Genomic DNA, 14380 nt, shown 5'->3' with positions numbered 1-14380 from the left:
TAACAAAATACCTGCAGAGCACCTAGTGCTTTGCAGGTATTTTTGTTTGTGACAATTCGTCTAAAAGAGTTTCAGGTATTCCCCTCGTATGATATAACTAGATAGAAGAAAAATACATAGTCGATAAGTAAGGAGATATATCATGGCTCAACTATTTTTTAAGCATGGCGCAATGAACAGTGGAAAATCAATTGAAATTTTAAAGGTGGCCCATAACTACGAAGAACAAAATAAACCAGTCGTTATTTTCACACCTGGTATCGACACACGTGATGAAGTCGGACACGTCTCTAGTAGAATCGGATTGAAACGAAAAGCTAATGCTATTTTTGATGACACGGACCTATTTGAATTAGTAAAAGAAATTGATCCAAAACCGTATTGTGTGCTAATTGATGAAGTGCAATTCTTAAAAAAAGAGCATGTTCTTCAGCTTACGCAAATAGTAGATGAGCTTGATATTCCGGTCATGGGCTTTGGTTTAAAAAATGACTTCCAAAACGAAATGTTTGAAGGAAGCAAATATATGTTGATCTATGCCGATAAAATCGAAGAAATGAAAACAATATGCTGGTTCTGCCATCGTAAAGCAATTATGAATCTGAGAGTAGACGAGAATGGTCACCCAGTATACACAGGTGAACAAATTCAAATCGGAGGCAATGACTCCTATTATCCGGTTTGCCGTAAATGCCATGCTAATCCTCCGCTAACTCATTGAAGTGCGTGATTAAGTAAGTAGGTATTTCATTTGAAAGCCGGGGAACCTTGCGGAGATGGCGACGAACCTTGCGGAGTTCAGCCAGATCCTTGCAGAGACGGAGACAAACCTTGCGGAAATGGTCCAGAACCTTGCAGAGAGGGTTTATTTAAACCTAAGATTGGTAAATGAGTGGGAAGCGAGCGAAATTGCATCTTCGCGAGCCTTTTAATAAATAGCGCAGTCATCTATTCACTCGTTAGCTTAAAAGCTCTTAGTATGCAGTTGAAGCAAAACAGAAAAAGTAGCAAGGACTGTACTTTTTCTTTATAATAGTACTATTAGACACATAAATGAACGAGGTGAGCTCGATGTTTGATCGATTACAATCGGTAGAAGACCGTTATAATAATTTAAATGAATTGCTTAGTGATCCAGATGTTGTCAATGACACAAATAAGCTAAGAGACTATTCAAGAGAGCAGTCGAATTTGCAGCCAACAGTGGATGCTTATCGAGAGTATAAGGAAGTAAAAAGCCAATACCAAGATGCAAAGCAAATGCTTGATGAAAAGCTTGATGCTGACATGCGTGAGATGGTAAAGGAAGAGGTAAGTGAGCTAGAAGGCCAAATCGCTGAGCTAGAAGAACGCTTGCGTATTTTATTGATACCAAAAGATCCGAATGATGACAAAAACGTTATTATGGAAATTCGTGGAGCAGCTGGTGGTGACGAAGCTGCACTATTTGCAGGTAACTTGTTCCGAATGTATAGCCGTTTTGCGGAGACGCAAGGCTGGAAGATCGATATTATGGAATCCTCGCCTACAGGTCTAGGTGGATTTAAAGAGATTATCTTCATGATTAATGGTAACAATGCCTTTTCTAAGATGAAATATGAAAATGGTGCACATCGTGTGCAACGTGTTCCGGAAACGGAGTCAGGTGGACGTATTCATACTTCAACTGCAACGGTTGCAGTACTTCCGGAAGCTGAAGAAGTAGACGTGGATATTCACGAAAAGGATGTTCGAGTAGATACTTTTGCATCTTCAGGTGCCGGTGGACAATCGGTTAACACAACGATGTCGGCCGTTCGTATGACTCATTTACCTACAGGTATTACTGTTTCAATGCAGGATGAAAAATCTCAAATTAAAAACAGAGAAAAAGCAATGAAAATTCTTCGTGCTCGTGTTGCGGACAAGTTCCGTCAAGAGGCACAAGCGGAGTATGATGCAGTTCGTAAGTCTGCAGTAGGTACCGGAGACCGCTCAGAGCGAATTCGTACTTACAATTATCCACAAAATCGAGTGACTGATCATCGTATCGGTTTGACTATTCAAAAGCTGGACCAAATTTTAGAGGGCAAGCTGAACGAAGTCATTGATGCGCTAATTTTAGAAGATCAAGCAGAAAAACTAGAAAGAATGAATGATACGAATGTCTAAGACAATCTATGAGGCCCTAAATCGGGCTTCTTCTTTTTTAGGGGAAAATAATCGTGAAAAAGAAGTAGCCCGCTATCTATTACAATTTGTCCTTGGAAAAAATTATTCGCAGCTTATAATGGCTATGTATGAGGAGATATCCACAGAAGATTTTAATACTTTCTGGAGCTATGTAGAGGAGCATACGACGGGAAGACCCTTTCAATATATTATTGGTCAGGAAACTTTTTACGACCGAGAGTTTTTAGTAAATGAGTCTGTTTTGATTCCTCGCCCAGAAACGGAAGAATTAATAGAAGAAGTAAAAAAACGCGCATCCGTAATATTTAGAGATGGGGATCCCCTGCATATAGCAGATATAGGAACAGGGAGCGGAGCAATAGCTGTAACTATTCAAAAAGAAATACCTCATTCTCTAGTAACAGCAACCGATATTTCTGAAAAGGCGCTAGAGGTTGCAAGTCATAACGCTAGGCGACTTGAGGCAACTATTAATTTCAAGCACGGAGATTTATTGCAGCCGATTATGGATGAAAAGTGGGACATAGTGTTATCTAATCCTCCTTATATTGGGCATGATGAAGCTCCATCCTTATCAGATACAGTCATCGATTTCGAGCCACATTTAGCTTTGTTTGCTGAGGAGGATGGATTACAGCTTTATCGAAAAATGGCTGTAAATCTCCCAAGTTTGATGAAAATACCAAGTTTAATAGGTTTTGAGATTGGCTATGAACAAGGAGAGGCAGTAGCAAATATGCTTCAAAAGGCTTTTCCTAATGGGAAGGTAGAGATTGTTAAGGATATCAATGGAAAAAATCGTTTTGTTTTTTGTACAAATGCTGAATAAGATATGAATCTATTGGTAACAATGTTCCTAAGGGAGGAATGTTATATGTTACCAGATTACGAGATAAAAAGAGCAACCTCAGTAGGACAAAAAATTGACGCAACAATTCTATTTGTATGGATGCTATTAGTCATTCAAACATTTTTGTTTTTGTTTATCCACGATACAGAACAAACTGAAGCGATGCGCTTTCGCTTAGTTGCAAATAGTAATACTGTCTACGATCAACAGGTAAAGAAAGAAGTACAGGAAATAATAGCTCCAATGCTTATCAATTACGAGATGAACCCAGAACAAACATATACAGAACTTGAGAAAACTGTGGAAAGCCTATCAACAAGCTTCCAAGAAAAGATGACAATTACTAAGGGGCAAACAATGTTCCCTCCTAAGGAATGGGAGAGTGGAATTGCTGCTCAAACCAATGTGGAGGCGATTGTCATTTCAATTGGAAGTGGTAGAGGAGACAATTGGTGGTGTGGTTTGTTTCCAAAGGCTTGTTATAAAGAAGAAGTAAAAGAGGAAAAGCCTAAGTTTTTTGTATGGGAATGGTTAAAAAAGAAATTTTCCACATAGTTTTCCACAATAATCTGAAAGTTATCAACATTTTGTGGATAAGAATGGAAGAAGGGAGAGATTATGCATGGATACAAAAATTTTAGCTGTGGGTAACTTATCCACAGAAGAAGCAACTTATGCACAAGCTGTTCAATTATTAGAGTCTGGCGAAGTTGTCGCTTTCCCAACTGAAACGGTATACGGCCTAGGAGCAGTTGCTACAAATGAAAAAGCGGTAGCAAAAATATTCGAAGCAAAGGGAAGACCACAGGATAACCCACTTATTGTTCATATTGGCTCTAATGAAGAAATTCATGAGTTTATTTCAGATATACCGAAAATAGCACAGAAGTGCATGGACTCATTTTGGCCAGGACCATTGACGCTGATATTACCATTAAAGCCAGGTATATTAGCGAACAATGTTAGTGCAGGGTTGAATACAGTTGGAGTAAGAATGCCTAATCATCCTGTAGCTTTAAAACTATTAAGACAACTAAAGCATCCGGTTGCCGCTCCAAGTGCCAATAGAAGTGGAAAACCAAGTCCGACGAAAGCAAATCATGTATTACACGATTTAAACGGAAGAATTCCTTCCATAATTGATGGTGGAGTAACAGGAATGGGATTAGAATCAACAGTATTAGATTGTACTAGTGAAATTCCAACTATCTTGCGCCCAGGTGGGGTTACGAAGGAAATGCTTGAGCAAGTCATTGGCCCTGTTAATGAAGCAAAGCTGACAGATCGAGCGGAAGCACCAAGAGCGCCAGGGATGAAGTATGCTCACTATGCACCAAATGCTCCTGTTTTTTTAATAGATGCGTCGTTAAATTCTATTCGTAAAGCTATTGAAAGCATACATAGAGAACAAAAAAAAGCGGCTCTAATTGCAACAGAGCAGTTCCAGTTGCCAGAGGCTGACTATTATTTCACATTAGGAAACGACGGCCAAATAGATGAAGCTGCTCATTTGTTGTATCAGGCGCTTAGAAGTTGTGACGATACGGATGCGGATATAGTACTCGTTCCAGTATTTCCGAAAACAGGAGTTGGAGCGGCGATTATGAATCGTTTAGAAAAAGCCGCAAATGGCAAATGGTATTTGGGAAATGACTAAGAAAAGCAAAAAAGACTTTTAAGTGCCATTTCTTATTACAGATACTAGAGAAAATTTAAGAGGACGATCTTGGCGTAAGTCAGGATCAGGCTTCTTCCTTAATTTTTGGTATCCTAAATTATTACCTTATAGATATTCTGGATTAATCGTATATTACATTTTTTCCTTGTTCACTTAACTTTTTTAATGATGTAAGCATATGATTTACTTCTTCGTCGGAATGTCTTTCCCATGAACTTAATTCAGCGATTATTTTCAAAGGAGATTTAGAACGATAAGAACGTGTTGGGTTTCCAGGAAATCTTTTGTCAGTTAAGTTCGGATCATTTTCAAAAAAACCTAATGGTTCTACAATATAAATTCTTTCTTTTGATTTAGATCTTGCTAATTCGGCACCCCATTTAGCAGCATCTAAGGTTGCAGTAAAATAAATATAGTTAGATTTTTTATCTTGGTAATTTGATAAGTGTTGGGCTTCTAATAAATCTCCAATTTTTAGTTCTGCTTTAGTACCATGAAAAAAAGGACCGTTATCTAGGATATCTGTTTTGTCATTCATATACTTATACACTCCTTATATTTTTAGATTTGGAATACTAGTATAGTATGGGGATTATAAAAAGAGTAGTCTATATTTAACCTGTAAGTAATGGTATAATGTAAGTAGAAAGAATGATATTGAACGACAATTACCTTTTTACCTTTTAATTAGCAATCATTTTTTTTGTGAAAAATAATACTTAAGCTTACAGTGCTGTAGCTATACAAGACCATCAACTTGATGGTCTATTTTTACGTCCAAAAACATCAATTAGATATCGGTGGTCCATTGTGTGAAATGTTACACTTAAATTAACGAAGCAGCTTAGAAGGAACTATTCGATGGAACAGAGAACATTACTTAAGATAAAAAGTCTTGCGGAGGAGACAATGAAAAAAACTCTGATTTTTATACTCTTATGTGTATCAATGGTACTTACATCTTGTGTTGGACCATATACATCGACAACGTCTTATTTGAAAATCATGGAAAAAGGTCACTCGGACAATTAGTGGATAAAAGCTTATGACCCGAATAATGACACAGAAGAAGATGCTTTTAAAATCGTTGTAAATGAAGAGATGGCTTGGAATCTAATGGAGGAAAATAAAGAATATTTTACAACTTATTCGAAAGAGGGAAATCATCCTTGGATTTTAGACCAAATAGAAGACATAAAAATTGAACCCCAAAAATGAGAAGAGAATGGTAGTTTTTATTTCGCCTTAGACTCATTATGTGTACTAGAAAGAAAGGCGCAAAAAAATTACGCCTGTAACTCAAATAGTAAAGAAGATTTTTTACTGTTCTGGGTGAAGAATATTGCAGGCACTTAACCAATTTCCAGAAGGATCTTTAAATCCAAAACCTCCAAATTCGCCTTGTAAATTTAAAGGACCAACTTCAACTTGTTTTCCTTCAAGCCACTCATATAATTCTTTTAAGGAAGGAGTATAAAAGTCAATTACGCTATGAACGATATTAGTATTTGTATTTCTGAATGATAATCCATTAATTTCTTCCGTTTCAACCAAAAAAATCGTTGGAACTCCTTTTGATTTCATAGTAAGCATAGCATTTTTTTCTCCTTGAAAGTGGACTTCGGCACCAAGGATATCGATATAAAACGCTATAGATTCTTCTAAATTAGTAACAGGTATTTCCATTGTTGCAATATGTGAAATTAAATTAGTCATAGTAGCCTCCTATGTTTTGTTTACACATATATTTTTCTACACTCAATTAAGAAATCCCTCTTAAGTTTCAAGCCTTTTATTGAACAAACGTTGCAGGATAATTGAATAAAGAAGATTGAAAGGAAAGTAATTCACAAAAAAATGGAGGTATAAAAGGTGGACATATTACTCTGGATATCTATTGGTTTCATAATAATCGGATTTGTTGTTCTCACTTCTATGAAAAAAGGTATGGAAAGTAAGCTCGATTTTATAACAGCAAATAGGGAAGAAGAGGAAAGTTTAACAAAATCTAAATCCATCATTTGGTGGATAGTGAGCACCACAGCTTGGGGAATAGTGAGTATGATCCTTATTGTTTGGTGGTTTCATAATCACTTTGGATAACTGTTGGTTCAATTGTACTTGCAAACGGGTAGCTTTACTTCAAGAAGGAGTAAAGCCTTTTTGCTGCCTTTTGAGGTGACTTTTTCATATTGAACTAACGACGTAGGTTAGTTGAAGAAGAGAGCTCTATACTATAATTGAAAAATGAATGAAAAGCCAAAGGGGGATGACAGCTTGAATATGCAATTTTTAAGTTTTTCTGAAAGACCATTTAAAGGCACTGAACTTATGATGCTCTATAAAAATGCAGGTTGGTGGGAAGAAAGAAATGAGCAAGATATTGAAGAAATGCTAAAACAAAATATATCAATTGGTGCGTGGATTGACGATAATCTTATTGGGTTCGCAAGAGCGATTTCAGACAATAAATTTAGGGCATACATTGAAGATGTAGTTATACATAATGAATTTCAACATACAGGTATAGGAACGAAACTTGTATCAAAATTGTTGGACGAACTCACTCATATTGATGTTATTAGCCTATTTTGTGGAGAAGATTTAATTTCGTTTTACGAGAAAAATAACTTTAAGTTCAGTAAGTCTCAATATGTATTGCATAGAAAATGAAAAATTTCTTCTTGAACAAACAGGTGCATTAGTGAAAGATCGTTGGGCTGCTTAGGCGGCTCTTTTTTTATTAAACTAAAGGTGCAGCAGGTTAGTTGAAGAAATAAAGAGCCTTTTAATTTGAAACAATTATAGATTCGGAACGTACTACCGTTAAGGGGGTGTCGTGATGGTAAAAAGTAATAATAAAGCAAAATTCATTACTTTATTTAGCTTAATGTTGTTCATATCAGGGTTTATGTTAGCTGCTTGTTCTCAGGAAGAGACAGAAGACGCAAATAAAGAAGTAATTAAAAAAGTTCTTGAACATCAATTTACTGGTCCTGATGAGAAGTTTGTAGAGCTAGTATGGAATCCTGAATATAAGGCTGTTGTGAATAATAAAGAAGAGAACAAAGAGTTAGATAAGTATGTAGAAGAGAATACGGTCCTTACTTTATAGATTCTTATATTAGCTCTTTCCTAGCTGCATCTGGGACCACATATCCAATTGTTGCTCACCTCTCAGGACACAAGTTAAGTCTAAATATTTAAAAAGATTTATTTAAATAAATTTAAAGTTAAATAGAAAGATTATGATTGTTGATGAAACTTGTCTTTTATTGAACTGTTGTTTTCGGATAGTTCCAAATCCTTTATTTTTTGTGCTTCCGGTAAATATATTGTAGTAGGTGTTAACTGGAATGCGAAGTTGATTGGGGTGGAAGTAGAGCCTTCTGAATTACTTGAAGAATTGGAAGAAATATGTGGAAAATAAGCTTATTGAACGAACGGGTGCTTTACATAAGGAGAAGAGCCTTATTCTTCTTAAACTAACGCAGCAGTAAGAATAACAGAGAGGTTATTTAATGTAAGATGTAATAAGCCTAATAGATACAAGTAAAATAAGCGTTGATGAATCAGATATAAAGGCAACAGAAGATAAGTTAGATGCAGTCTTCCTAGAGCAATAGAAGGAACTTTTCAAGTTAATCAATAATGCCGAAATAGGTGAATGGACACTTTATCCTATCAAAGACCATAGAAATTCAAAATAGACTTGGGATACTTTAAAACCGAGAAAAGGACTGTAAAAAAAATATGGTTACTGGGGACCAAACATGACGGTTGAGTATATTAATTTTAGTAAAAGAAAGTAGGTAAATATGAAGTATTTAAAAATAGTCTTCATAATATATACAGTAATTTGTATTATCGATGCTTTGCTATTATATAAAAAATATAGTAGAGTCCAAAAATCTCAAGAGGACATGGAACAGTTGAAAAAAACCATAAAAAGAAATTTTTTATTTTTAGTAATCTTTTTATTAATGGGGTTTATACTAATAACCCTTCGCTAATAGTGGTGGTATTTCTTATTTGTTAAAAAATTAATTTGATTCATAATGAAGCTTATAGTAATCTTATTTTTTTTGAATAATTTCCAGATATTTAGAGGGTTGTTAGATATATCATACAGTTATTCCATTAATATTATTTTTAAATTATTTATAGATATATATGACAGCAGAGTTTTAAATACGTTATTTAGAGTTTGCTTTGGATTGTTTTTTCTATTCGTAATTTGGCTTGTTCAACCTAATAGAAATAATGTGGACTATAAGATTAAAAGAGATTAATGAGGATTAATATTGTTTTATTACGTTAACATGGAACTTTGTTATTAAAGTAATGGGTGATTTACCTCAAGAAGGAGTAAAACTTTTTTCTTATTGAACCAATGCGGCAGAATAGTGAAAACTTGAATAATTATAAACAATAAGCCTGTATCTATGATTGTTTGGTAATCTAAGATACAGGTTTTGTATTTCAGTTATAATTGTAGGCATGCATTTCTATGAATATTATAAAGAAAAATTAAATATTAAACGTCGATTAGAATAGAATCTGTCTTCAATATTAAATATTTTTAAGAAATTGAACCTATTATGAATTGATAATCGTCTAATAGCAGAATTTGAAGTAGGTTGAAAGGGGGGAGTAAATTGGACAGAGAAGAAAAAGATTACATATTAGAAAAAATGATGATTGAATATGGTAATGAGTTGGTACGATTGGCATTTTCTTATGTGAAAGATACAGAGACAGCTAAGGATATGGTTCAAAATACGTTCATCAAATGCTACAAAAACCTTGATTCGTTTCGATTTGACGCACAAATAAAAACATGGCTATTTCGTATAACAATTAACGAATGTAAGGATCACTTAAAAAGTTGGAATTACAAAATGGTACAGGTAAAAAGTTTTATTAATGTAACAGCAAAGTCGATATTACCATCAACAGAAAAAACAGTTATTGATAAATACAATAATGAAGAAATAAAAGATACTATTTTTTCTCTACCAAAAGTGTATCTAGAAGTCGTTTATCTATACTATTATGATTCATTTACGACGGAGGAAATTGCCGAAGTTTTAGATATTCCAGTGAATACAGTGAAAACTCGATTGAGAAGAGCAAAACAAAGGCTAGAGTCGATGATAAAGGAGGCGGAACTAAATGGCAGATAAACGATTAAGAGATAGATTTTATAATGCGTCAGATCAAGAACTAAGGTTTACGAAAGAAGATCGTAATGAAGTATTTGAACAAATTCATAAACTGGAGAAGAATCATCATGAACAAAAGAAGTTTCATGTTTCTTCTAAAAAAATTGTTCCATTTACAGTTTCCTTATTATTGATAGGCTTGAGTATGTTCTTGTTTCTTCCATCGATTCTATCTGGAAACTTCAATAAAGAATCTAACAGCAGTAATGCAAGTGAATCAGTATTCCAGGAAGATGAGTTATTAACCACTCTATTTACGGTGAAAGATGACAATCTTAGAATTCCTCTTAACCTTTTACTTACTTATAGTAAAGATAAAAAGACGATGAAAGTTCTATCTATCCCTCGTGATACTTATGCTCCGATAGTGGATAAGAATGATGGGACTACTTCATATGATAAATTGACATTTGCTTATGCCTACGGTTCGGGAGGGGCTGAAAATGTAAGAACAACAGTTTCTAAGTTATTTGATTTACCCATCGATTATTATGCTGTTATGGATCTAGAAACTCTTTCAACGTTGATTGACTCAGTGAATGGTATAGAATACTATTTGGAAGAAGATATTCAAGTAAGAGCTATATCTAGAGTGTCATTTGAATTCGAAAAGGGGACGAATCGTTTGAATGGAGAAGAGGTTGTGGCATTAATGATGGCTGCTACAGTAGGAAAATTGGGTGAAGAAAACCAGTTAAACCTAATGAATGCGTTTATAAATCAAACATTAAACGTATTACCACAAACACAATTAAAACAATTTGCTACTAAAATAGAAGGCAATATTCCAATTGAACAATTGTTAGAGAATAAAATGGAATCTGACTTGATACAATCGGTATCATTAATCGATGGAATGAAAGATGTAATGATAGATGAGGCTTACTATATTAAATTTGAAAAAGATTTTTTAAATTCTATTTCAAAAGAGTTAACCACATTTAACTAAAAAAATTTTGGTGTATTTAGTAATTACTTACAGATGTAATTTTGTACTAAGAGAATTTAAAGGTGTATTAATTAAATGTAGATTAACGCACTTTTTAAGAGTGATGTTCAACTAAAGGGTGCTTTACTTCAAGAAGGAATTGAATAGAGGTAGAAAAGTTGAGGAGAAAGCAAATACTCTATTACCTGTTTTGGAACAGTTTTGTGATTGGGGAGAAAAAAACCGCAATAATTAACATGGAGTTAAACAAGTAGCTGTCTGTAAGGATAGCTTTTTCTTAGAACCAATGCCGCAGGTTAGTTTAATAAGTTATGTAGTGGAAACTTTATTGGTTGGTTTAACGTATTTATTACAAAGAGTTTAAATTTTTAGGTAATTAAAACGAAAAGGAGGGTGGCTTTGGAGCATAATAAATCAAATGTTGAGTATAAGAAAAAGAAACTTAATAAATTGTTAAAGATATTCATAATGATTGGTTTGTTAATTGTTGGACTTATCGGATATGGAGTTTATTGGGCTTTCTTTGATATGAATAGGTTGCCGACAGGAGAATATCTAACTGAAGAGATATCACCTGATGGAAAGTATACATTAAAAGCATATGTCATCAATGGTGGGGCAACAACATCATATTCTGTTCGTGGTGAGTTGGTATTTAATATTAAAGATAAAAAAACTAAAAATATCTATTGGAACAATCGAGAAGACACCGCTACTATTTCTTGGATGGACAATAACACAGTAGAAATTAATGGACATACGTTAGATGTGAAAAGGGATAAATTTGATTTTAGGAATCAATAATAACTCCCTTTCTAATCCAACTAACGAGAAGCTTTAGTTAACAAGGGGCTACCTGTAAGGGTAGCTTTTTCTTGTTGAACTAAAATCAAGAAAAAAATATATTGACGTTCGGAGGGGGCACTTTGTCAACAGAACGAGAAGCAATGATTAGATCCTTGAAACAACAAGTTACTCAACGTTACGAGAACGAGGTTTTAAGGGTTCTTTTCCTCACTTTTATAGGAAGTCAGAAATGGAGTACATATCCGAACTGGTGGAACAGCTAGATTAATTCACTGCTTGTTCAACTACCGTGTGCTTAGTTCAAGAAGGAGTAAAGATTTTTTCTTCTTAAACTAAAGGTGCAGTTTTAGTCTAAGATTTCGCTTTGAATATGGTAAAATATAGTTTATATTTCATTACTTGGGGATAGGGGATGTAATATGAATAAGACGGTTGAAGCTTTTAAAAATATGTTCTTGGATTTAGTTTCGATGGGTAAAGGCTTAGTATATGGATTTGTAATGATTGGATTGTTGATTTTAATTGGTGGTGCTTTATTATACGGTATTCTGTTTCTAAGAAATCTTATGTTTTAAACATTGTTTATGAATTTGAAATTAATTTCCTTGTTCAAAGAGGTGCTTAAGCAAAATATGGCCGTCGCATTTCGAAGGTATATTTTTATGTCCAAAACATTAAGTGGATCCCAGATAGCATTGTGAAATGTTACGTTAAAACTAACGGTGTAGGTTAGTTGAAGTACAATCTATAACTTTAGTACGTATTATGCATCTAATTTTTTAAAGGGGTTGTTATTGTGAAAAATAAAATCACAATAAGCTTTTTCAAACTTGCGAACAGAATAGCGTACAATGGACGGTCTTATCCGTCTATATTTATAGTAAAAGCCTCATTACTAAATAAAATTAGTAATGAGGCTTTAAGCTTAAAAAATACTATTTTTCTTCGATATAAGTCAGTGTTTTTCCAGTCAGTCCAAATAATATAGTCAAGATCGGACTAAGCAAGCAGAAAAATGCAAATGGTAAGTAGTCGAGTGTTGTAACAGCCAATACATTCGTAATGAAAATTCCACATACACTCCATGGTACAAGGGGGTTTACAACCGTACCAGCATCTTCCATTACGCGTGCTAAGTTTTTATTCGCTAAACCAACTTTTTTAAATTGTGCTTGGAATGCTTCTCCAGTCAATAAAATTGATAAGTACTGCTCTCCGATAAGTGTATTCACCCCAATTGCGGTAAAAGCAGTTGCTGCAATAACAGAACTAACTTTCTTTAGTGAACTTTCCACTTTCATCAGTAAGCTTTGAACTATGCCGAGTGTAAACAAAAGTCCACCCATACTTAAGGCAAGAAGAACAAGCCCAATCGTAAACATCATGCTATTAATGCCTCCCCTAGAAAGTAAGGAGTCTATTGCTTCAATACCTGTGCTAGATGTAAAACCATAAAATAGTATATTCAATACTTCACTAAAACTAATAAAGTGATGGAAATAGGAAATAAGTATAGCAACAACTGATGTTAAAGCTAAAGATAATATAGCAGGCACTTTCTTAATGGAAAGTATAACGAGTAAAACAAGGGGGATTAATGTATACCAATGAATCATCCCTGTTTGGAGTAGTCCTGCTTGAAATTCATTTAGTTGCTCGAGCTCTTGAAATTCTTTGTTTGGCGATAAAATTCCATATCCAATTAGCGAAATAAAGAATGCTGGGATCGTTGTCCATCCCATATTCCGAATATGTTCAAATAAATCTACCTGAACGATAGCAGATGCAAGATTTGTAGTATCTGACAGTGGAGACATTTTGTCTCCGAAAAAAGCTCCTGAAACAATGGCTCCAGCTGTAATAGCTAAAGAGATATCCATAGCACTAGCCATTCCAATAAAAGCAACACCTATTGTAGCTACTGTTGTTAGGGAACTTCCTATCGATAAACCAACGATACAAGTTACTAGAAATACAATAGCATAAAAAAAGTGTGGCGTAATAAATTGAAAGCCTAAGTGAATAAGTGTTGGAATCGTACCACCCATCATTAAGCTACTTACTAATATACCAATAAAGAAAAAGATGAAAATTGCGCCAAGGCCCGCTTTGGCACCATCTACTAGTCCTTCTTCTAGTTTATTGTAAGGTACTTTCTTCATAAGACCATAAGTTATAAGTAATAGAACTGCCAGTAAGATAGGCATATGAGGAACTGAATCAAATTTTATGATACAAAGCGCCATTATAGCGATAATCATAGTACTAAGTAGTGCCGCCTCCGCAAATGAGGGGGAGATTGTGGAACGAATACGAAACATTGTAAATCCTCCTAATAATAGTTTTTAGGAATGAAAAAAAACCTTCCAATCCCTATAGCTAGGGACGAAGGAAATCTCCGCGGTACCACCCTATTTGTCGAACAATTTGTATGTTCAACCACTTCATTAAAAACGAGTTTACTTGATTGTTGTAATTCATCTATCATGTTTACCTGAACTTTCACCAACCGTTCAGTCTCTTTGTGCTGGGTACATGCAGATTACTAGGACAATCACTCGTACATATTATGCTTTCGCGATTCAACGCTTTCAATCACTAAAGTAATTAGAATTTTATCATGTTTTACCGCACTGTCAAGAGGTATTATTTAAAATGTAGTGAGTTTCCTAGCTAACTGGAAAAAGGAAGTTGTTTTA

At 34.5% G+C, this 14380-nt stretch carries 16 protein-coding genes; 13 read left to right on the top strand and 3 right to left on the bottom strand.

Annotation, left to right across the window (positions count from 1 at the left end; translation table 11 throughout):
- Window positions 1-142 precede the first annotated feature (142 nt).
- The 5 genes from H9650_RS04455 (at window position 143) to H9650_RS04435 (ending at window position 4679) form a co-directional block, all read left to right on the top strand.
- Entirely contained in the window at window positions 143-721 is a 579-nt protein-coding gene (locus H9650_RS04455; protein WP_191696663.1) for a thymidine kinase, read from the top strand.
- Between the two features lie 350 nt (window positions 722-1071).
- Window positions 1072-2151 carry a peptide chain release factor 1 gene (prfA, locus tag H9650_RS04450; protein WP_144539690.1) on the top strand — a complete coding sequence of 360 codons (1080 nt, stop codon included), beginning with the start codon at window positions 1072-1074 and terminating at the stop codon, window positions 2149-2151.
- Window positions 2144-3001 (top strand): peptide chain release factor N(5)-glutamine methyltransferase, encoded by an 858-nt coding sequence (prmC, locus tag H9650_RS04445; protein ID WP_318245385.1) that lies wholly within the window; start codon window positions 2144-2146, stop codon window positions 2999-3001. The genes prfA and prmC overlap by 8 nt, the downstream gene beginning before the upstream one ends.
- 45 nt (window positions 3002-3046) lie before the next feature.
- The gene (locus H9650_RS04440) at window positions 3047-3577 is read left to right on the top strand and encodes a stage II sporulation protein R (protein WP_186318213.1); all 531 of its coding nucleotides are present in this window, start codon (window positions 3047-3049) and stop codon (window positions 3575-3577) included.
- Window positions 3578-3644: 67 nt separating this feature from the next.
- Window positions 3645-4679 (top strand): L-threonylcarbamoyladenylate synthase, encoded by a 1035-nt coding sequence (locus tag H9650_RS04435; protein WP_191696661.1) that lies wholly within the window; start codon window positions 3645-3647, stop codon window positions 4677-4679.
- Window positions 4680-4821: 142 nt separating this feature from the next.
- Here the strand turns inward: H9650_RS04435 and arr are convergent, their stop codons facing one another.
- Together arr and H9650_RS04425 are read right to left on the bottom strand one after the other, a co-directional pair.
- Entirely contained in the window at window positions 4822-5238 is a 417-nt protein-coding gene (arr, locus tag H9650_RS04430; protein ID WP_191696660.1) for an NAD(+)--rifampin ADP-ribosyltransferase, read from the bottom strand.
- Window positions 5239-6020: 782 nt separating this feature from the next.
- The gene (locus H9650_RS04425; RefSeq protein ID WP_154311481.1) at window positions 6021-6416 is read right to left on the bottom strand and encodes a VOC family protein; all 396 of its coding nucleotides are present in this window, start codon (window positions 6414-6416) and stop codon (window positions 6021-6023) included.
- Between the two features lie 156 nt (window positions 6417-6572).
- On the opposite strand from H9650_RS04425, the gene H9650_RS04420 reads away from it, so the two are divergent.
- From H9650_RS04420 to H9650_RS04385, 8 genes are all read left to right on the top strand, one after another.
- A complete protein-coding gene (locus H9650_RS04420; protein WP_191696659.1) occupies window positions 6573-6803 on the top strand; it encodes a hypothetical protein in 231 nt (76 codons plus the stop codon).
- Window positions 6804-6983: 180 nt separating this feature from the next.
- A complete protein-coding gene (locus H9650_RS04415) occupies window positions 6984-7373 on the top strand; it encodes a GNAT family N-acetyltransferase (RefSeq protein ID WP_144540038.1) in 390 nt (129 codons plus the stop codon).
- Between the two features lie 169 nt (window positions 7374-7542).
- Window positions 7543-7815, top strand: coding sequence for a hypothetical protein (locus H9650_RS04410; RefSeq protein WP_191696658.1), 273 nt, complete (start codon window positions 7543-7545; stop codon window positions 7813-7815).
- A 1543-nt stretch (window positions 7816-9358) separates the two neighbouring features.
- A complete protein-coding gene (locus H9650_RS04405; protein WP_191696657.1) occupies window positions 9359-9886 on the top strand; it encodes a sigma-70 family RNA polymerase sigma factor in 528 nt (175 codons plus the stop codon).
- On the top strand, window positions 9876-10874 hold the full coding sequence (locus H9650_RS04400) for an LCP family protein (RefSeq protein WP_191696656.1): 999 nt from the start codon (window positions 9876-9878) through the stop codon (window positions 10872-10874). The genes H9650_RS04405 and H9650_RS04400 overlap by 11 nt, the downstream gene beginning before the upstream one ends.
- Before the next feature lie 450 nt (window positions 10875-11324).
- On the top strand, window positions 11325-11678 hold the full coding sequence (locus H9650_RS04395; protein ID WP_263619329.1) for a DUF5412 domain-containing protein: 354 nt from the start codon (window positions 11325-11327) through the stop codon (window positions 11676-11678).
- Window positions 11679-11800: 122 nt separating this feature from the next.
- Window positions 11801-11944 carry a hypothetical protein gene (locus H9650_RS04390; RefSeq protein WP_191696655.1) on the top strand — a complete coding sequence of 48 codons (144 nt, stop codon included), beginning with the start codon at window positions 11801-11803 and terminating at the stop codon, window positions 11942-11944.
- 156 nt (window positions 11945-12100) lie between these two features.
- The gene (locus H9650_RS04385; protein WP_191696654.1) at window positions 12101-12256 is read left to right on the top strand and encodes a hypothetical protein; all 156 of its coding nucleotides are present in this window, start codon (window positions 12101-12103) and stop codon (window positions 12254-12256) included.
- Between the two features lie 360 nt (window positions 12257-12616).
- Here the strand turns inward: H9650_RS04385 and nhaC are convergent, their stop codons facing one another.
- A complete protein-coding gene (nhaC, locus tag H9650_RS04380) occupies window positions 12617-14002 on the bottom strand; it encodes a Na+/H+ antiporter NhaC (protein WP_191696653.1) in 1386 nt (461 codons plus the stop codon).
- Window positions 14003-14380: the final 378 nt, after the last annotated feature.

Origin of the sequence: Psychrobacillus faecigallinarum (assembly GCF_014836595.1) — a bacterium.
Lineage (GTDB): Bacteria > Bacillota > Bacilli > Bacillales_A > Planococcaceae > Psychrobacillus > Psychrobacillus faecigallinarum.
Note: the sequence above shows the minus strand (reverse complement) of the source record. Positions and strands in the feature narration are given on the sequence as shown.